This window comes from Dyadobacter chenwenxiniae (assembly GCF_022869785.1).
GTDB classification, from domain to species: domain Bacteria; phylum Bacteroidota; class Bacteroidia; order Cytophagales; family Spirosomataceae; genus Dyadobacter; species Dyadobacter chenwenxiniae.
Window position 1 is genome coordinate 6840686 of sequence record NZ_CP094997.1, and the last position, 20127, is coordinate 6860812.

Genomic DNA, 20127 nt, shown 5'->3' on the forward strand with positions numbered 1-20127 from the left:
AATTCATGAGGTGTTTAAACGGCGGGCACAAAAAAAGGGGACAAACTTTGTCCCCTTTTTTTGTATGTCGGTAAGTTCAATTAAAACTTATCCCACCATAATTTAGTCGTTACAAGGTCGCCACCGATTGCACTTGCTGCCGATTCGCGATTAGCACCATTCAGTGTTTGCTCGTTGATCGGGTAGATCATTCTAACTGGAATAGCAAGTCCGGCAGGGGCGTTACCACCTGTTGGAGGAAGCAATTTTGGATAATCCAATCTTCTCCATTCAACCCATGCTTCCCATCCTCTGTTATACAATGCCAACCATTTCTGGAAGCCGATTTTTTCTTTGTAATTAGCTCCCGCTGTTGCATAAGCCACTTTTGGCTGAGCAAGGTAGGCCGCTGTTGCAGCAGTGATTGTTGCAGCCGGCGCGCCGATGTTATTCAACCAGTATTCTATTGAAGCGCCAACAGCTTTGTTGTAATGCGTTGCAGCAGAACCTGTAATGAAACCTCTTTCTGCTGCTTCCGCAAGCAAGAACTCAACTTCTGAATAATCCAGCAACAAACCTTCCAAATCCGGCTCGATGATGTTGTCTCCTACGTGAGAGAATGAAGAGTAAGTGTTAGAAAATCCGTAAGCGCCACCAACATATTTACCATCAACTGTGGTGAAGAATGCCGGAAGTCTCGGGTCTTTTAGATCGTTCATTGGGTTAATAATCGTTGCCGAGGCTACGAAATCCTGACGGCTTGAATACAATGGATTCAAATTTTGAGCGATCACATTGTAGTTTGGCGGGGTGTCAATGTAAGGGAACGCCGCGTTGTCGTTGTTCGAAGTGAATACATTCGGCGCAGCTTGTGCTACAAGTGTTTTTGCTTTGGCAGGATCGCTGTCCGCAATAATCATCGCCAGTTTTAATTTCAACGAATTTGAAAACTTGGCCCATTGTGCCTTGTCGCCATCATAAAGCAAGTCGCCATTTGTAAACCCTACACCCGCCGCGCTAAACTTAGGAATTGCTACGTCCAGACGGGCAAGCAAATCGTCGTAAACTGTTTTCGCATCGTCATACTTAGGAAGAACGTTATCCGGATTCAGAGATTCCGAATACGGAATGTTACCAAAAGTGTTCACAAGCGCAGCCCAGGCCATGATTTCAACTACTTCGATCTGTGCCAATTGCACCTCTCTGTTCGCTGGAACAATGAACTCGTCTGCATTCAGCAATCTGCGTGCTTCATTCAGGTCAGAAATTACACCTTTGTAAAGTCCTTGCCAGAAAGCCTGAGGAACTATACGCGCTGTCACGTTGTAACGAGGCTCATCCAGATAAGTGGTTGTTGCCCAGTGTTGTACGTACAAACGATAGTTGTTCACGTTTACGTTAGGGCTTGTAAGTGTATCCGCAAGTCCCTTCAGTGCATTGGAAAATAAATTCACCGGTGGCACCTCCGAAGGGCGCTTCTGGTCAACATTGTAGTCGTCCAGGCTGTCGACGCATGCGGTCATCAGCAGGATCGGGAGAAAGAAAATGATTAATCTTTTCATACTATATTTTAGAAACGGAATTTAACATTGAAACCATAACTTCTTACCGCTGGATATGCACCACTCTGGTAACCGCCTGCACCGTTCAGCAAGCCGGAGCCCAAACCTTCTTCCGGATCCTGGAATTCCATATTCTTTTGAATGATCCAAAGGTTACGTCCGATAAGTGAAACGTCAACCCCTTTGAAAGCGCGCAGTTTCTCAACGAAAACTTGTGGCAAAGCGTAAGTCAAAGCAACTTCTCTCAGCTTAATATAGCTCGCGTCATAAATGTACATTGCACGGGGAGGGTTTGTTGGATAACCATAAGCCGTGTTTCCGTTACCATCGGAGTTTTCAGCTCTGATGTCGTTAGGGCTACCATCAGCCTTAACACCCGGGAACAACACACCACCTGGGCGATCTGTCAGACCAAGTCTTTTACCATCCTTATCATAGTTGTAAGCAGGATCTCTTTTTGGGTTACCCAATTCGTTCAAGCCGGCAGTGATCGGATACATACCTGTTCCTTCTCCATACCATTGATCCAGTGACCATACATCTCCGCCGTGACGAATATCCAGCAAGAAACTCAATGAAAGTGATTTGAATTTCAAATTGTTGCTGATACCACCAATCCAGTCCGGGTTTGGGTTTCCGATAATTTCGGCAGCACTTGCAGTTGCAGCGTACGTACCATTCGAGCGAACTATTTTCTGACCATTGTCTTTATGATATTCGAAGTTCGTTCCACGGATGATACCAAATGGTTGTCCAACAGCAGCATTCAGAGAAACACCACCTTGCAAAGTGGCAACAGGAACGTTTGTCACACCTTCATATAAGCTGACAACCTTATTTCTGTTACGTGCAAAATTCGCGCTCAATGTCCATGAGAAGTCAGCAGTTTTTATCGGCGTTACGTAAGCAGAGATCTCGATACCTTTGTTTTGAACTTCTCCTGAGTTAATATACTTGAAAGCAAATCCTGTCGCAGCTGAGACCGATACAGGAAGGACCTGATCAAGCGTTTGTGAACGGTAGTAAGTGAAGTTAAAACCTACACGATCGTTCAGGAATGCTGTTTCCAATCCGAATTCATAGCTTTTTGTACGCTCTGATTTCAGGTTAGGGTTGTTTTTAGTGTTACGCAATGTAAAGTATGGAGTCGATCCGATACCAGTTGGCTTGTCGTAAACGTCCAATACACTTCCCCAGGGAGCATCATTACCTACTTCCGCGTAGTTTGCGCTCAGTTTACCCATTGTGAACCAATCAAACTTCAGACCTGGGAGGTTTGAGAAGTTGAAGTTGGCACCGATTGCAGGATAGAAATAGGTGTTGTTGTCTTTTGGCAGCGTTGAAGATTTATCTTGTCTTGCCGTAAGGTCAAGGTTGATAAGATCTTTGTAACCAAATGAAGCCTGTGCGTAAATCCCATCCACACCAATGCGCTGGTAAGTTTCAGACGGAGCTTCGATCGCGTTGATAGAGTTCAACAGGGAATAAAGTCCTGGTACAACCATACCACCGTTCGTTTTAGCCCTGATCGCGTTCAACTTAGATCTGCGCATGCTTCCACCCGCCAAACCTGAAAAATTAATGTCTTTTGTGATCGCCTTGCGGAAATTAACGATCACATCCAGGTTAGTTTCATTGAAACCTCTGTTGTAACGGCTGTATTCTGCTGGGCTGGAACTGTTAAATGCGATCCTTTCTTCCTGGAAATCCTGTGTTCCGTTGTAAGCAAAACGACCTGTTATGTCAACCCACGGAGCGAGTTTGTAAACTGCCTGTGCGTAACCGAAGAAGTTATCACGTGTGTCGTTCGAGTAGTTTTGGTAACGGGAATAATATGGGTTTTCAGAGTAGATCGGGCCGTTTGTGTCAAATGGTCTTGTTGGGCTAGCCCCAGTTCCACGTTACATTCTGCTCGTTTCGGAAATAAGCGTCTTTTTGTTCTAACAAATCAACGTTGGTCTGAAACCACTGTCTGAACTGTTGGTTAGGGTTTTTACCATCGTAACCCGTTCCATAGCGACCAAGACCTTTGATTTGTGAGTAGTTAGCATTGGCCTGAACTGAAAGTTTCTTCGTCAAGTCAAATGTTGCTGAGAAATTGAAAAGGTTTTTGCCCAATTTACTGTTTGGAAGCACGCCTTTTTCATCATTTCTCGTATAACCAACTTTAAATGTAGTGTTTTCGCCACCACCTGTGATACTTACGCTCTGGTTAGAGTTTACACCCGTTTCATAAAATTTGTCCGGTCCGTTTGCCGCAGCAACCCATGGAGTCATTTTCTGGTAATTTGGTGAACTTGGATCTAGTGCATCCCACTGATAAACCATTACACTTGGGTCAAATCTAGGACCGTAAGAAGCATCAGCGTCAAACAATGTGATATTTCCTTCGCCAGATCCCAGGTTACCACGGTAAAAACGTGTTTTTGCGCCGTCACCATCGTATCCTGCGCCATATTCTTTCTGGTATTTTACGAAAGTCGATTTGTCAATCTTACCCCAGGTAACACCGCTGTTTACAACAACGTCAAAGCTGTTTTTACGTCCTTGCTTGGTAGTGATCAGGATCACACCGTTAGATGCACGTGAACCGTACAATGCAGTTGCAGCCGCACCTTTCAAAACGTTAACCGAAGCAATGTTGTCCGGGTTGATATCCGCTGCGGCATTACCGTAGTCAGTTCCTGCGCGGCCTGTCTGCTGATCAGAAGTGTTGGTGTTGGCATTGGATACAGGCACACCATCGATAACCCATAGCGCCTGGTTGTTACCGGTAATGGATTTAAAACCACGGATAACCGCGCTGGTAGATCCACCCATGTTATTGTTGGTTTTGATATCCAAACCGGCCACTTTACCAGCCAGTGCATTCATTACACTTGGGTTACGTGCCTGCGTGATCTGCTCTGCGTTAACCTGCTGGGCAGCGTAAACCAACTCATTTCTTTTTCTTTCCTGGCCTAATGCCGTTACAACAACTTCCTGTAACTGGCTTACATCATTCTTAAGAGAAATGTTGATAGTGGTTTGACTTCCTACTGCGGCCTCCTGAGTCTGGAAACCGATAAAGCTAAAAACCAGCGTAGAATTCGATTCGGCATTAATCGAGAATTCTCCCTGGGCGTTGGTGGTAGTACCGCGATTAGTACCTTTCAAAGAAATGTTCACACCTGGCAGCGCGGAGCCGTCTTCGGCGCTGACTTTACCAGTCACGGCGCGATCCTGGGCAAAAACCTGTGCTGTCAATAGCATCAAGCATCCCAGTAGGGTTAATAGAGTCTTCCTCATACGTGTTAAAAGAGTTAGATTTGTTATGTTAACATAATGTTGCAAAAATAATAGTTAGTTTAACCATTACAACCTTTTAATTGCAATTTTTCAAAATATACTTTGGTATCCCCTGTGTTTTTGGCGAATTTTATACCTGCATTTAGGCATTTTTTGCGATTTTTTTAAATGTGCCATTTTTGTCAAAAGTCGGTTACTGTTATATATTTGTTAACAATACAGGGCTTTCTTTAACTTTTTTGTATCATTACAGGTAAGTGGTTTTACATTTAGTAAAAGGCAAACTAGTTGTACGCTATCCATATACGTATCAGTAAATAAGAATGAATCTAAATTAAATTTTTCTAGAATTTATTCGTTCCTAGCCGTTAACTAAGATCTCTATATATAGGACTATTCTAATAAATTAAAGTTCTTAAATCTTACATTTATGCTTAGAAAATTACTTCCAATCGCGCTTGTTTTATTGGCTCTCCACGCAGAAGCGCAGACCAATTTGTCGGCCTCAATCGATCAGAAGGCACAGTTGCTGGAAAAAAAGCTGGTGGAATGGCGCCGCGATTTTCACCAAAACCCGGAGCTGGGTAACCGCGAATTCAAAACGGCCGAAAAAGTGGCGAGTCATTTGAAACAACTGGGCATTGAAGTGCAAACAGGCATTGCACATACGGGGGTCGTGGGTTTACTAAAAGGTGGGAAGCCGGGTCCGGTTGTAGCGCTAAGAGCGGATATGGACGGGTTGCCCGTTACCGAACGTGTGGATGTGCCGTTTAAGTCGAATGTAACGGTTGATTATAACGGTCAAAAAACGGGCGTAATGCATGCTTGCGGCCATGATACGCACGTTGCAATCCTGATGGGCGTTGCGGAAGTGCTGGCTGGAATGAAAAACGAAATCCCCGGAACGATCAAGTTTATTTTTCAGCCTGCCGAAGAGGGCGCGCCGGAAGGGGAGGAAGGCGGTGCAAAATTAATGGTTAAAGAGGGCGTTCTCGAAAATCCAGCCGTTGAAGCCATTTTCGGACTACATATTGATGCATTAATAGAAGTTGGCAAGATCGCTTACAAGCCGGGAGCAACCATGGCAGCGGTAGATTTTTTCAGCATTGATGTGAAAGGAAAGCAGACACACGGCGCCTATCCGTGGTCCGGCGTGGACCCGATTGTAACCTCTTCGCAGATCATTATGGGATTGCAGACCATCGTGAGCCGCAATCTTAATCTTACGCAAGCGCCCGCAGTGGTGACTGTCGGTGCGGTGAATGGCGGCATAAGACAGAACATTATTCCGGAAAGCGTAAAAATGATAGGCACGATCCGCACATTTGACGAGGGCATGCATACCCATGTGCACAAGCGTATGAATGAGATCGCGACCAACATTGCGGAAAGCGCAGGTGCATCTGCCAAGGTGAATATCAATGTAATGTATCCCGTGACATTCAACAATGAAGCGTTAACCGCGAAAATGATCGGGACACTTGATAATGTGGCAGGGAAAGGCAATGTGTCATTAATCCCGGCAAAAACCGGTGCCGAAGATTTCTCCTATTTTCAGCAAAAAGTCCCCGGATTCTTCTTTTTTCTGGGTGGGATGCCGAAGGGGAAGTCCATAGAGGAAGCGGCACCGCACCATACGCCTGATTTTTATGTAGACGAAGGCAGCCTTGTGCTAGGTGTTCGCTCGCTGAGCCGCCTGGCAACGGATTATCTGCAAATGGCTAAAACAAGCGAAGTTAAGAAGGCGAAAAGCAAGTAAACCAGTTATTCCGGAATGTTCTTACGCACCTGATCAAAAAGCAGGTTTGGTAAAAAACGTTTTAAATATATGGCGGCAACTTCTTTAAAGCCGCCAATGTAAATTTCCTTTTTATCGTTTCTCACAGCGTCCAGAATTCGTTTGGCGCATTCTTCGGCCGGGATTCCTTTCACTTGATTGGAATCCATTTTGCCAAATTTACTTCCGGAAGCATCCATTGCATTCAGCGAAATGTTAGTGCGGATGTAACCCGGACAAATCGTCGTCACTTTGATGTTATCATTGTAACCCTCAGCACGTAATGAATCATAAAAGCCATGAAGGGCATGCTTGGCTGCATTATAACCCGATCGCATGATCGTGCCGATTTTGCCGGCAACGCTGCTGATTACAATAAAATGCCCGCTTTTTTGCTGCACCATGTAGGGCAAAACGGCCTTGGTAAGCGCCACGGTGCTGAAAAAATTTACATCCATCAGTTTCTGATAAACATCCAGCGTGGTATCATTCACATAGGAGCGCTGGCTGACACCTGCATTGTGAACCATGATATCGATCCGTCCAAAGTACGCAATCACTTGTTCGGCAGCGCCTTGGGCTTTGTCAAACTCGGTAACATCCATAGGAAGCACCAGGATGGAAGCATCTGGTAATCCGGTCAGTTGTTTCACTCTTTGCAACTCTTGTTCCCGCCGGGCAGTGAGCACAAGCCTGGCGCCTTCTTTGGCAAATGCAAGCGCTACTGCCTCTCCGATCCCGGAAGATGCGCCAGTGACCCACACAACTCTATTTTTAAATGTCTCCATAAAGGATGATCAGCTAGTAGGGTGTGCAAAATGAAAGGAAACATCCTCGCGGGTAACAGTCAGAAAAGCCTCCATTCCAACGCCCATGGCGCGGTTGTCGCCAACGTGGCCCACGGGGAAATTGAAACAAACCGGATAATCGAACTCCGCAATGTGTTCGTGAATGATTTCGTAGTAGGTTTTACCAAATGTCGGACTGCTATTATCCTTCATATCCGTGAATTGTCCTACGATCAAACCGGCCAGATTGTCAAATTTACCAGCCCGCTTCATCTGGATCATCATACGGTCCAGGTTGTAGAGATATTCGTTAATGTCTTCAATAAAAAGGATTTTTCCGTCCGTGTCAACGTCCGTTTCCGTCCCGATCAGATGCGCCAGCAGACAAAGGTTGCCGCCCGCAACCTCGGCATTTGCAGTTCCAGATCTATTCAGTTCATGTGTTTCTACTGCATAATGCGGCATTTCGCCAAACAGCATTTGCCTGAGCGATTCTTTGGCCATTTCGGCTCCGTCTGTCGTGATTGACTTCGCCATTGGTGCATGCAAACTGGCGTAACCCAAACCCAATATCCGCGAAAGAATAACGGTAAGGTCGCTGAAACCTACGACCCATTTCGGGTTTTTTAGAAACTGATCGAAATTAAGCTGATCTACAATCCGGGAACACCCATAACCGCCGCGGGCTGCGATGACGGCTTTAATGGAAGGGTCATCCAGCATCGTTTGCAGATCGGCGAGACGCACATTGTCGGGGGCAGCAAACTGGTTCGAAGCCGTTTTCAAAGTCTGTCCTTCAATTACTTCAAGCCCCCAATCATTCTTGAAAATATCAATTCCCGGCAGAATGTCATCATAATTCAAAACGCTCGCCGGAGCTACAATGCCAATTTTATCACCCGGTTTAAGGAAGGATGGGAGCTTGATTTTATTCATTAAAAGATATTATGCTAGGGTTCGTAGTGACCTTTTAGAGATAATACAAGTATTATATCATCGAACACCTGATAAACAAGGCGATGTTCTTTAGTTATTCGTCTGGACCAATGTCCAGAAAGGTCATATTTTAGCGCTTCGGGTTTTCCAATTCCCTCAAAGGGTGTTTCAGATATTGACTCAATAAGTGCGCGTATTTTCTTTAAAATGATAGTGTTGTTGGTCTTTTTCCAATGCAGTAATTCAGCATTCGCCCGTGGGGAATACGTTATTTCCATATATCGTCAAGCTCGATCTTGACACCTTTACCTTCAAGAATATCCTGTCGGCCCTGCTTTATTTTTTTTACAAATTCCGGGTCATATGGACTTTCTTCCCTTTCTTCAAATGCAACCTGGAAGTCTTTCAACAGGTTCTTAACAGCTGTTAAAAACGCTTCATCTTCTGTTTTAATCAATAGTGTTGTCATGTCTTTATTTTTAAGCGAGATTAAATATAACAGACTTTTACCCTAAATAAAAACCACTTCTTCCAGCAGATCCGAGCCCATTTCTCTGTTGATCAGCTCAATAATCTTAGCCTTCGCGCGAAATAGCTCATTGCGTAACGGGGCGGATTCTATTTGGAGAAAAAGGGTCCTGTCTTTAATGTAAACGGTTTTTGTCCGCGTTGCGATTGCTGAACCCATGATTTTGTCCCAATGCGCGACTACATAAGATTGATCAAACCGGTTCCGTAAACGATACTTTTCCAGCATTTGATCAATGGCATCTTTCAACGGCGTGACGCCAGGCCGCCGGGAGGCTTTTTCTTTGTCGAACCGATAATGTTGCGCCATAATTGTACAAAGTGAATCCTGCAAATGTAGGAAGTTCTCAGAGCCCGGCGGTTGTTTCAGAGCTTACTTTTTTCAATAATTCCTGATAAACCACATCCATGATCGCCGTGCGGATGTTCAGCTGCGAGATCTTATTATTCTCCCTCGTCGGGTAAACGCGGTTGGACAAAAATACATAATTCAGCTTCCACGCGGGATCTGCCCAGGTCATGATCCCCGTATAACCTGTATGCCCAAAGCTCGAAGGGCTGGCATATTTCGGCGCGTTTCCTGAATATTTAAATGTGGGTTTGTCAAATCCGATCCCACGACGACTTCCCATCTCCGGATATTGATAACGCGTGAACTCGATCAGCGCATCTTTACTTAATAATTGCTGACCGCCATAATATCCCTGCTGCAAATACATTTGCCAAACTTTCATCACATCATTGGCGTCCCCAAACAAGCCCGCATGCCCGCTCAGTCCGCCGAGCATTGCAGCCGCTTCGTCATGAACCTGGCCGTGCAGTTGCGTCATCCTGAAAAACGTATCGCGCTCGGTAGGAACAATGTCTTCCGGCTTGTAAAAACGTTTGGGGTTGAATGTTAATGTGTTTGCGCCTAATTTGTGGTAATAATGGTTTTTCAGATAATCCTCAAAGTTCTCGCCCGACAATGTTTTCACGATTTGTGGATAAAGAATAAATGAAAGGTCGCTGTACACATAACCATCTTTTTCATTCAAAGGAGAGTCGCGGATGGCTTCGAAAATCTTCTTATCATAATTTTTAAAAATGAACAGGCTGTCGCCGACCACCGAAGTCGGATATCTCTTCGACTGTTTGGTGCTGAAAGTCTTCTTTTTCCAACTGCCGTCCGCATTCTGCGCTTCTTTCCAAAGAACGATAAACGCTTTTAACCGCGCACTATGCGTCAAAACGCGTCGCCATGGCAGATCTGCTTTATTTGAATTCTTGAAATCAGGCAGATAATCCTTCATTGTCGCGTCCAGATCGAACTTTTTCTGATCCCAGAGGCTCATTAAGGCCAATGTAGAGGCTGTGATCTTGGTTACCGAGGCCAGGTCGTAAAGGTCTGTTAGTTTGACATTAGCATTTCCTTCGTATGTGTGTTTTCCATAGGCTTTTCTGAAAAACACTTTACCGTCCTTCGCCAGCTGCACCACGCATCCGGGCGTTGCTTTTTGCGTGAGGGCAACATTTGCAATGGAGTCAATTTTGTAAGTAATCACCTCGGAATCAAGGCCAAGTTCCTCTGGGATGGTGTATTTTAGTCGTCCTATGGCCGGTGTTTCCATGCCTGCATTGTATGGGAATCGGGCATTCACCGTAACCGGCAGTTTTCCCTGTGCAGGAATGGCTCCAAAAATCAGCTGCGCCGAAAGGTCTTGCGTATAAGGCGTTAACTGATAAGCCATCAACAATGCACGTGCATTTTCCGGCTTTTGAATTTTATTCAAAGCATAAGGATTGCCGAAAATAGAAACAACTGCCTTGTTGGAAGCTATCAGCTCCTGCAAAACGGCGCTCATTTGCTCCGTTAACCCATAATTGGTTCGCGGTGAAATGCTGCCCAAGTGCACGCCTACCAGCAACAAATTGAATGCTTTTAACTTTTCGCGCAGCTCGGTAACCTGCGTTTCGGTGGCTTTGGCAGGAATGTAGAAATGCTCTACGGTTGTGTACAGGCCTAATGTTTTCTGGAAAGTCGTAATGGTGTCTGCACCCAGGGATATCGAGGCTATTTTCAAAGTGTCCAGGTCTCGCAATGGCAATAAGTCGTTATCATTTTTCAGGACTGTCAACGCTTTTTCGGTCAAAAGACGGTTCGTCAGTTCTGCGGCTTTTGGGTTCAGGTCTTTGTATAAATTGTTGAGATCAACCGGTTTGTAGTGATTCAAGCCTGCCCATGCTTTGGCTTGCAGCACTTTTTTACAACGTGCATCAATCTCTGCCTGCGTTATTTTTCCTTCTGCAATGCTCTTTTTGATTTCAGCAATCGACTTTGAAACGTCCTCCGTAAATTCCAGCAGGTCCATTCCAGCTTCGAGGCCCATGGCATCGGCTTTGCCGTTCGGGAAATACTTGGTAACGCCTTTCATATTCATCGCATCGGAATAAATCAGCCCGTCAAATCCAAGTTGTTTTCTTAAAAGATCCGATACAATGGGTTTGGAAAGCGTTGAGGGCAAATTCGGTGTTTTGTCCAAAGCGGGAATGCTCAAATGTGCAATCATCATCCCGCTTATCCCATTGGCAATCAATGCTTTGAAAGGATATAGTTCCAAAGAATCCAGCCTGTCTGTATTGTGTGAAATTAAGGGAAGATCGTAGTGCGAATCCACTCCCGTATCGCCATGGCCGGGAAAGTGTTTCGCGCTGGTTAGCAGGCCATTCTCCTGCATTCCTTTCATGTAAGCCACCGCTTTGTCTGCGACTTTATATTTATTTTCCCCAAAAGACCGGAAGCTGATAACCGGATTGTCCGGATTGTTGTTTACGTCTGCAACGGGGGCGAAATTAATGTGCATTCCTAACCTCCGGGCCTGTTTTGCGAGTTGCGCGCCCATTTCATAAATCAGATCATTACTGCCCTGAATGGCGCCCAATGTCATTTGATACGGATATCTTACCGTGCTGTCGATCCGCATGGCCAGCCCAAATTCAGCGTCCATCGCAATGAGCAGCGGCACTTTTGAAATGGATTGATAATAATTTGTCAGCTGCGCCTGAGGAACCGGCCCGCCCTGAAAGAACACGATCCCACCCACCTTATTTTCGCGAATCAACTTCTCCACTACGGCCGGATTGCTCGTTTTAGGATCAATAACCGCCCGTTTCACATCAGAAACAGCCGCCACCATAATCAACTGCGCAATGCGTTCATCCGGCGTAAGCGTAGCAAAAACCGAATCGACCCATTGCCGGGATTCGCTGGCCTGGCTCTGCTGCAGAAAAGCAGGTGAAGAAGCAATCTGGGCTTGGGAATCAACACTTGAAAGCCTTATTAAGAACAGAAAAAGCAGTAGAAAGGTGAATTTTTTCATGAATTAGGACATAATAGGAATCAGTTTCCAAAGTTTGGAAAACCAATTGACTAATCCAATGGAAACTATTGCCTGGCTGAATGTTTGCGTAATGCTTGTTAAAAAACCAGCCCCAACACCAGCCCGGCGATGATAATCACGTAAGAAGGCACTTTGGAAAATGTGAGAACGAGAATGGTGCAGATGACAGTAAACAGGGGTTGCCAGTTGTTCATCATGGGTTGGAACAGGGAGATCGCAGCGGCGATGGTGAGGCCGCAGCTGGCGGCGTGTATGCCTTCCAGGGAAGCGCGGATGCCCCTGTATCGTTTCAACTGGTCCCAGAACGGGTAGGCGAAAAAGATAAAGAATGTTCCTGGCAGGAAAATCCCTGCTGTTGCGACAAAGCCGCCAATGATTTGTCCTGTTATGCCTGCCGACTGCAGGGAAATGCTTCCTACAAATGTAGCAATGGAAAAAACAGGCCCTGGCACAACCTGCGTTAAGGCCATTCCAGCAAGAAATTCCTGGTCGGTGAGATAATGTTTAAATTCCACAAACTCATTATAAAGGATGGGAATGAGAACCTGGCCGCCACCGAAAACCAGACTGCCATTCCTGTAAAAATTCTCGAATAACCTCACAGGGAGTGAATTAGTGAGCTTACCGACGACCGCAGCCACGATCAAAACCGAAATCCAGAAGATAATCGGCCTCCACAAAATATGGATCGGGCTTTTCTCCATAACCTCATGTTTTTTGAAGTTCAGGGATGCCGCAATGCCCCCTGTGATAATGAGCACTGGCGTCATGTAGGGAGAGGGATACATGTAAGCGAGAATAGTGGAAATGATCAGAAAAGACCAACCCTGGGTGTTATGGATGACTTTTCGCGCAATAGATGAAGCTCCATACATTAAAAAAGCCACCGCCATGGGTCCCACAAACTTTGTGAATTGCAGCGAAATTGAATGTCGTTCCAGGTAATGAATGCCTATCGCCGCCATTGTCATCAGGATCATGGCAGGCAGCGACCACACGATAAGTGTCAGATAAGCAAGTGGTTGTCCCCCTATTTTCAGTCCGATGGCCGTAACCGTCTGCGTGGAACTCGGGCCCGGCAAAACGGAACATAATGCCTGTAATTCAAGCAATTCTTCTTCGGTAATGTATCTTCTTTGCCTGACCAATCTTTCAATCATCATCATCAAATGCACCTGCGGACCTCCAAAAGCGGTTAATGACAACAAGAGGATGTCCATCAGGTAAATGATGTAGCGAAAGCGGCGGATAGGAGGGTGGGCCAAGCGTTTGTGCAGGTTATTTTTTTAAACCCAGTTCTCTCAATCTTTCATCCAAAAATTCCCCGGCCGTCATATCGACATACAATTTCGGGTTCTCCTGCGACACGCAACTTTCCAGGCTTGCAAGATCCATATCTGCCCGCGGGTGCATGAAAAAAGGGATAGAGTAACGCGATGTGCCCATTTTCTCACGTGGCGGGTTCACAACCCGATGAATGGTCGACTTCAATTTGTGGTTGGTAAGCCTGTCCAGCATGTCACCCACATTCACGACGATTTGATCGGGAAGCGCGGTTATGGCAATCCATTCTCCGTCCCGGCGAAGCACTTCCAATCCTTCTGCACTGGCGCCCATGAGCAAGGTTATGAGGTTAATGTCGCCATGTGCGGCTGCACGAACAGCCCCTTCGGGTACAAGTTCCGGATTTGGAATTGGGAAATAATGTAATGCGCGCAGTAAACTGTCGCCATTTTTAACCTTATCCTCAAAGTAATCCTCCGGCAGATTCAGGTAGATCGCAATGGCGCGCAGGAGCATTTTCCCTGCATTTTCAAAAGTATGATAAACTTCTAATGTATATTTTTCAAACTCGGGGAGCTCTTCCGGGAAAATATTTGAAGGCATGCTTCCAATAGGATCAGGCTGTCCAATGTGGTAGAATTCCTTTAAATCGGCCACTTTGAAGCCTTTTGCCGTTTCTTTTCCTTTGCCAATATATCCTCTTTGCCCAAACAGTTCAGCAAACTCATACTTTTTCTTAACCTCGTCCGGCAGCGCAAAGAATTGCTTGACTTTTTCGTAAAGCTCGTTTCTTAGTGCGTCGCTGAGTCCGTGATTCTTTATTGCCACAAATCCAATGTTGGTAAAGGCGTCACCCAGCTCAGCTACAAACTGCATTTTCCTTTCAGTATTTCCTGAGGTAAAATCGGCCAAATCCAGCGATGGGACTTGATTTAATAATGCTGGTTCCATAAAATCCTTTTTTGGTGCAAAGTAAAAACTATCCGCAGACTTGCCAAGTGATCTTGCAGCACGAACTGGAAAACGTATACAGAAGGGAATGTTTTTTATATATACATTACATCCTTTTTTATAATCTTTGGACTTCTTCTTTTGATTTTCTGCCATGACAGACATTGATCCGGGAATTGACCTGTGGGAACGTTTTATTTCCGGGAGTTCTTCGGCATTCAGCGAGCTTTATGATGCTTACACGGACATTCTGTACAAGTTCGGGATGCGGTATTCTGCTGACAGTGATTTGGTTAAGGATTGTATCCATGATCTTTTCATTGACCTGCACAGCTATCGCGGAAGTCTGGCGAAGGAGGTTAATGTTAAATTTTATTTACTGAAATCGTTTCGAAGAAAGCTGCATGCTGCGCACCGTAAATCCTCTTTACTCAATTTCAAAAGCTGGCATGCTGACGAAACATTTGGCATTAATGCATTCGCTTTCAGTGTTGAACACGATATGATTATGGACGAGAAGCAAAGGGAGATGCTCGACCATCTGGCATTCGAAATCAATCAGTTGCCCGAGCGGCAGCGGGAGATCCTCTATTTGCGTTTCAATCAGGATCTTGATTATGAAGAAATTGCCTCCATCATGCAGATCTCCGTTCCTACCTGCCGGACCTTTATTTACCGGGCACTGAAACAGCTTCGCGGCAAGCTGGAATTCGGCGCCATTGCCCTGATTTTTTACTGGGTATAAAATATTTTCTTCTTTTTGTTAAAATAATCCTTTTTTGAAGTCTATATGCTGTCGAAAGTCTTCTCTTGTATGTCAAACAAGACCCTAAATGAAAAGAAGATCAGCAAAGCGCAAAGGTGTATCGCAATCCGAACCAGTCGCACTCACGGACGACGACAAGAAAATCCTGGCCAACACGAAGATCTTGATGCAGTCCTTGCAGGAGAAATCGTTGCCCGTTTCGGAAAAAGAAACGCTTCTGTTGCGCGTTGAGGAAACGATCCAGCAAAAGCATGAGCGATCTTTCAGCAGGGCTTGGCTCGCTATGGCGGCCTCCCTTGCATTGCTGCTTATCGCTGGCTCTGGTTATCTGTTCATGCGGAAAAATGCGGGCATGGCGATGGAGGAAGTGGCTTCTAAAATCAGCGCAGATAAGGAGGAAACCCGGTTAGAACTGGCCGACAAACGGGTTATCAAGCTGTCCAGGCAAAATTCAAACCTGATATATGAAAAAAACGGTTCCCGGATCCAGATCAATGCATCGTCCGTGGTGGAGCAACAGGTTGCCGGGGCCGAACAGGGATTCAACACCTTAACAGTCCCTTACGGCAAAAGGTCCACCATTACGCTTGTGGATGGGACAAAAATCTGGCTCAATTCGGGTTCCCGGCTGGTTTACCCGGCCCGGTTTGACGAGGACACCCGAGAAGTGTATCTGGAAGGGCAGGCTTACTTTTCCGTTTCCCACGCTGCGGAAAATCCTTTTTATGTACACACCAAAAACATGAAAGTGCAGGTCCTCGGAACCGAGTTTGACGTGAGCGCTTATGATGACGACCAGTTCACAGCGGCAGTGCTGGTGAAGGGGAGCATTGCGCTCACAGCCAATCAAAAATCATTGTTAGGGGCTAAAGAGAGGAAACTGACTCCCAGCAAAATGGCCGTTTACAATCCTGAAAAGGACAGTTTGAAAATTACAGATGTTGATATTGAATCCTATATCTCCTGGAAAGACGGTTTCCTGATCCTGAAAAATGCGCCGCTGGCCGACATTCTGAAAAAGCTTTCGCGTTACTACCGGGCAGAAATCCTGGTGGGAAGTGCTGATGCAAAGCACATTACATTTTCCGGAAGACTGGATTTGCAGGATGATCTCGCAATGGTTCTCGATGCGATTGCCGTATCCACATCACTCACTTATCAGCAAACGGAAAGGAGGTTTACATTCAGATAGCACATGATTAGAACAAAAAACGGGAGACGCGGCAACGTCTCCCGAAAGTCACACTTGCCGGCAAGCAAGTGATTTTTAAACCATTGTATCAACAAAAGTCAATTCAAATTTATGAAAAAATTTGACCATTCAGGGCATTGCCCCCCGGGTCTATTGTACCCAACCAAATTGCTTAACATTATGAAGCTGACGATTCTACTGCTATGGATCGGAATGATGGGCGTTCACGCAACGGGCTATTCACAGAAAAGCAGGATGGATGTGGCGATCCGGAACGGCAATCTGAGCGCGTTGTTCAAGCTGATTCAGGATAAAACCGATTACCGGATTTTTTACAAAGACGGCCTTTTCCCGGAAACAGGAGCGGGTAATCTCAATCTAAACCTAAAAAACGAAACTGTTCCCGCTATTCTGACACGAGCGTTGAAAGGCTCCGACCTGACGTTTAAGATCATCGGAAAACAAATCGCTGTTTTCAAAAAAGACGAGGAGTCAAGATCCAATGCGCTGAAATCACTTCCTGCGCCCGTTGCTCCGGTTGAAAATGTGATCCGGGAAATTACGGGGACGATACAGGATATGAAAGGCGGACCGTTGCCGGGTGCTACGGTTATCGTGAAAGGAACAGACAAGGGCACTTCCACAGACGCCACCGGTAAATTCAGCATTGAAGCCGAACAGGGCGACGTGCTCGTGATTTCTTTCATCGGCTACCTGGGTAAAGAGTTCGTTGTGGGCGCCCAAACTGCAATTAATGTGAAGTTGGAAGAAGACTTGGGTGGCTTGGAGGAAGTTGTGATTGTGGGCTTTGGTTCTCAGCGCAAAGCCACGATTACGGGTTCCATCGCCACCATTACTACGGAAGATTTGAAACAAAGTCCGACGGCAAGCATTACAAATGCACTTGCAGGAAGGCTCCCGGGACTTTTCGCAAACCAGTTCGGTGGTGGCGAGCCGGGTGTAGACCGCAGCGATATTTATATCCGCGGTACAGCAACTTACGGAAACCAGGCGCCGATCGTCATTATCGATGGTTTGGAAAGAAGCATGGATTATCTGGCACCTTCGGAAATTGAAACATTTACGATACTGAAAGATGCCTCAGCAACAGCGCCTTACGGGGTTAGAGGAGCCAACGGCGTAATCCTGATCACAACAAAGAGGGGAAAAGTGCAGGACAAAGCCACGGTGAATTTTAAAGGTTCGGTGGGCATTAATCAGCCAGTACAATTCCCTGAATATCTGGGTTCGGCCGACTATGCTATGTTGTACAATGAAGCAAGGCGAAACGACAATCCGGATTCAGATCCATCCACGTTGAATCTGTTCACAGAATCGGCAATTGCCAACTTCCGGAAAGCAAAAGGCGACAATTCGGACGGTTTGGGATATAACTGGAATTATTTCGATTACGCATTTAAGCCCGGCGTGCAGCACGATTATAGTTTGTCTATTAGCGGTGGATCCGTAAGGGCCAGATATTTTGTTCTGGCCAATTACTTTCAGCAGGATGGAAACTATAAGCACACGAATATGGGTCCTAATAACACACAGGCCATTTTCAAGCGCTATAACTTCCGCTCGAACATTGATATAGACATTACCGACAATTTCTTTGCAAGACTGGATATTGGGGCCCGGATCACAGACCGGAACGCACCCGGAACCTCGGCCGCCAGGATTATAGAGATGGCCAACACGCAGCCTTCTTATCTCCCGATCACATTGGAACCCAACGGAAATCCTGCCAACCGCGTGTATGAAGCCAATAATCCATTAGGAATGCTTTATGGCGATCAGATTTACAGATTTAACATGCTCGGAGAATTGAGCCGCACAGGATTTTTGAATGATAAAAACACTTATCTGAACGGTTCATTTTCGCTGGGGCACAAGTTGGATTTCATTACCAAAGGACTTTCGATCGACGGAGTTTTCTCTTATGACGCGTCCGACGGGGCGTGGATCAGACGGGATGTGACGACTTATTCGGAAGGTTACCGCGAATATCCGGGTTATGCCACATTCGTTCCTGAGCAGGGGAAGCGACATTTACAGGAATCCCGGCGTTTACACTGGTGCTTACAAGTCAGGGAACAAATATGACATTGACCAGACGATCCGAAACGTTTGATAATAAAGACAATGAGAACCGCTCCTATGTGCAGGCCAAGCTGGATTATCAGCGCAATTTCGGAATGCACGACGTAACCGGAATGGTGCTCGTTAACCGCTCCAAAAGGATCATTAACAACCAGGTTCCATTCAGTTACCAGGGAATTACCGCCAGGGCGACTTACGGTTATGATGATCGTTATCTTTTTGAGTTTAATGCTGCTTACAATGGTTCGGAGAACTTCGCAAAAGGCAAGCGTTATGGATTTTTTCCTTCCGTTTCTGCGGGATGGGTGCTTTCAAAAGAGCAGTTTATGAGCAGCACCCAAAACTGGCTTAACTCATTTAAGATCAGAGGGTCGTATGGTTTGGTCGGAAGTGACCGCGTGCCCAATGACCGCCGTTTTATCTATCTTCAGTATTTCAGTCACCGGGATCATGATTACAACTTCGGAACGGACAATTTCGGATCAGGTGCGGGCGGTTATCTCTACGAAGGCGACCTGGCCAACCCGGGCCTGACCTGGGAAAAAGCGCGAAAGGCCAACATTGGAATTGATGCAACATTCCTGAAACACCTTACTGTAACGCTCGATCTGTTCCATGAACATCGCTATGACATCATTACAGACATGAGCGGTGGGGACAAGCTGGGCTTCCCAGACATTGTCGGGAAGGATGCGCCATACATTAATTCAGGAATTGTTAACAACCGCGGCTTCGATTTGGAAATAGGCTGGTCTGGCAGCATTGGCAAGGATGCAACGTATTTTATCCGTCCTAATATGTCTTTTGCGCGCAACAACATCGTGTTCATGAACGAAATCCCTTACGCAATGGCAGGCAGGGCAAACACGGGCAAACGCATCGGCGAACATTTCAACTATACTTTTGACCATTTTGTAAAAAATCAGGAGGAAGCCAATGAGCTTAATGCCATGAATTCGGGTGGAGGTTACCAATCCTGGGGAACATTGCGCCCCGGTGATGTGGTGTATAAAGATTTAAACGGCGACGGAAAGATTGATGATCTCGGTGACCGGACGGCCATGGGTAACCCACGAAATCCTGAAATCATGTTTGGCCTGCCGGTTGGGGCAAAGTACAAAGGCTTCGATTTCAGCATGCTTTTCCAGGGTGCGGCACGGGCTTCGGTTCAGCTTTCAGGAGCGGCCGTGTACGACTTTCCTTTGTTTAATCAGGATAAATACGGAAAAGTAAAACCGATGCACCTGGAACGCTGGACGCCCGAAACCGCTGAAACCGCCACTTATCCGGCATTGCATTTCGGGGATCATAGCAACAATAAGAACGGGAACAGCAGTTTATTTCTTTATAATTCAAAATACATTCGCCTTAAAACCATTGAGTTAGGATATAATCTGCCAAAAGCCGCTATCAAGAAAATCGGCATTGAGCAAGTGCGGTTTTACTGCCAGGGCCTTAACCTGCTGACTTGGGATGGTCTCAAAAAGGTGGATATGGACCCGGAAACAAAGGAAGGAACCGGCGATTGGTATCCGATCCAGAAGGTCCTGAATTTCGGTGTTGATTTAACATTCTGATTTTAATCCAAAGCAT

Annotated in this window: 16 protein-coding genes; 5 read left to right on the forward strand and 11 right to left on the reverse strand. The window is 45.9% G+C overall.

Annotated elements, in window-relative coordinates:
* Positions 1-80: 80 nt before the first annotated feature.
* From MUK70_RS29385 to MUK70_RS29395, 3 genes are read right to left on the reverse strand one after another with little or no spacing between them, the layout of a single operon-like run.
* Positions 81-1541 carry a SusD/RagB family nutrient-binding outer membrane lipoprotein gene (locus MUK70_RS29385; protein WP_234657976.1) on the reverse strand — a complete coding sequence of 487 codons (1461 nt, stop codon included), beginning with the start codon at positions 1539-1541 and terminating at the stop codon, positions 81-83.
* A gap of 8 nt (positions 1542-1549) precedes the next feature.
* Positions 1550-3394, reverse strand: coding sequence for a TonB-dependent receptor domain-containing protein (locus MUK70_RS29390; RefSeq protein WP_244784863.1), 1845 nt, complete (start codon positions 3392-3394; stop codon positions 1550-1552).
* 31 nt (positions 3395-3425) lie between these two features.
* Positions 3426-4793 (reverse strand): carboxypeptidase-like regulatory domain-containing protein, encoded by a 1368-nt coding sequence (locus MUK70_RS29395; RefSeq protein ID WP_244784573.1) that lies wholly within the window; start codon positions 4791-4793, stop codon positions 3426-3428.
* A gap of 466 nt (positions 4794-5259) precedes the next feature.
* Between MUK70_RS29395 and MUK70_RS29400 the strand changes: the two genes are divergently transcribed.
* Positions 5260-6588, forward strand: coding sequence for an amidohydrolase (locus tag MUK70_RS29400; protein WP_234657980.1), 1329 nt, complete (start codon positions 5260-5262; stop codon positions 6586-6588).
* Between the two features lie 5 nt (positions 6589-6593).
* Here MUK70_RS29400 and MUK70_RS29405 read toward each other — a convergent pair whose 3' ends face one another.
* The 8 genes from MUK70_RS29405 to MUK70_RS29440 form a co-directional block, all read right to left on the reverse strand.
* Positions 6594-7394: an SDR family oxidoreductase gene (locus MUK70_RS29405; protein ID WP_234657982.1), complete on the reverse strand. Its 801-nt coding sequence runs from the start codon at positions 7392-7394 to the stop codon at positions 6594-6596.
* A gap of 9 nt (positions 7395-7403) precedes the next feature.
* A complete protein-coding gene (locus tag MUK70_RS29410) occupies positions 7404-8330 on the reverse strand; it encodes a S66 peptidase family protein (RefSeq protein WP_234657983.1) in 927 nt (308 codons plus the stop codon).
* A gap of 14 nt (positions 8331-8344) precedes the next feature.
* Positions 8345-8608: a Txe/YoeB family addiction module toxin gene (locus MUK70_RS29415; protein ID WP_234657984.1), complete on the reverse strand. Its 264-nt coding sequence runs from the start codon at positions 8606-8608 to the stop codon at positions 8345-8347.
* The gene (locus tag MUK70_RS29420; protein WP_234603723.1) at positions 8599-8799 is read right to left on the reverse strand and encodes a DUF2683 family protein; all 201 of its coding nucleotides are present in this window, start codon (positions 8797-8799) and stop codon (positions 8599-8601) included. Before MUK70_RS29420 ends, MUK70_RS29415 begins: the two co-directional genes overlap by 10 nt.
* Before the next feature lie 42 nt (positions 8800-8841).
* On the reverse strand, positions 8842-9168 hold the full coding sequence (locus tag MUK70_RS29425; RefSeq protein WP_082215617.1) for a DciA family protein: 327 nt from the start codon (positions 9166-9168) through the stop codon (positions 8842-8844).
* Positions 9169-9205: 37 nt separating this feature from the next.
* On the reverse strand, positions 9206-12217 hold the full coding sequence (locus tag MUK70_RS29430; protein WP_234657985.1) for a serine hydrolase domain-containing protein: 3012 nt from the start codon (positions 12215-12217) through the stop codon (positions 9206-9208).
* A gap of 98 nt (positions 12218-12315) precedes the next feature.
* Positions 12316-13458 (reverse strand): chromate efflux transporter, encoded by a 1143-nt coding sequence (chrA, locus tag MUK70_RS29435; RefSeq protein ID WP_234658053.1) that lies wholly within the window; start codon positions 13456-13458, stop codon positions 12316-12318.
* A 58-nt stretch (positions 13459-13516) separates the two neighbouring features.
* Complete coding sequence (locus MUK70_RS29440; protein ID WP_234657986.1) at positions 13517-14473, reverse strand: isopenicillin N synthase family dioxygenase; 957 nt, start codon at positions 14471-14473, stop codon at positions 13517-13519.
* 154 nt (positions 14474-14627) lie between these two features.
* On the opposite strand from MUK70_RS29440, the gene MUK70_RS29445 reads away from it, so the two are divergent.
* The 4 genes from MUK70_RS29445 (at position 14628) to MUK70_RS30910 (ending at position 20111) form a co-directional block, all read left to right on the forward strand.
* Positions 14628-15218, forward strand: coding sequence for an RNA polymerase sigma factor (locus MUK70_RS29445; protein ID WP_234657987.1), 591 nt, complete (start codon positions 14628-14630; stop codon positions 15216-15218).
* An 88-nt stretch (positions 15219-15306) separates the two neighbouring features.
* Positions 15307-16431 (forward strand): FecR family protein, encoded by a 1125-nt coding sequence (locus tag MUK70_RS29450; RefSeq protein ID WP_234657988.1) that lies wholly within the window; start codon positions 15307-15309, stop codon positions 16429-16431.
* 180 nt (positions 16432-16611) lie between these two features.
* The gene (locus MUK70_RS30905; protein WP_256464060.1) at positions 16612-18537 is read left to right on the forward strand and encodes a SusC/RagA family TonB-linked outer membrane protein; all 1926 of its coding nucleotides are present in this window, start codon (positions 16612-16614) and stop codon (positions 18535-18537) included.
* Complete coding sequence (locus MUK70_RS30910; RefSeq protein ID WP_256464061.1) at positions 18534-20111, forward strand: SusC/RagA family TonB-linked outer membrane protein; 1578 nt, start codon at positions 18534-18536, stop codon at positions 20109-20111. Before MUK70_RS30905 ends, MUK70_RS30910 begins: the two co-directional genes overlap by 4 nt.
* The last annotated feature ends 16 nt before the right edge of the window (positions 20112-20127 follow it).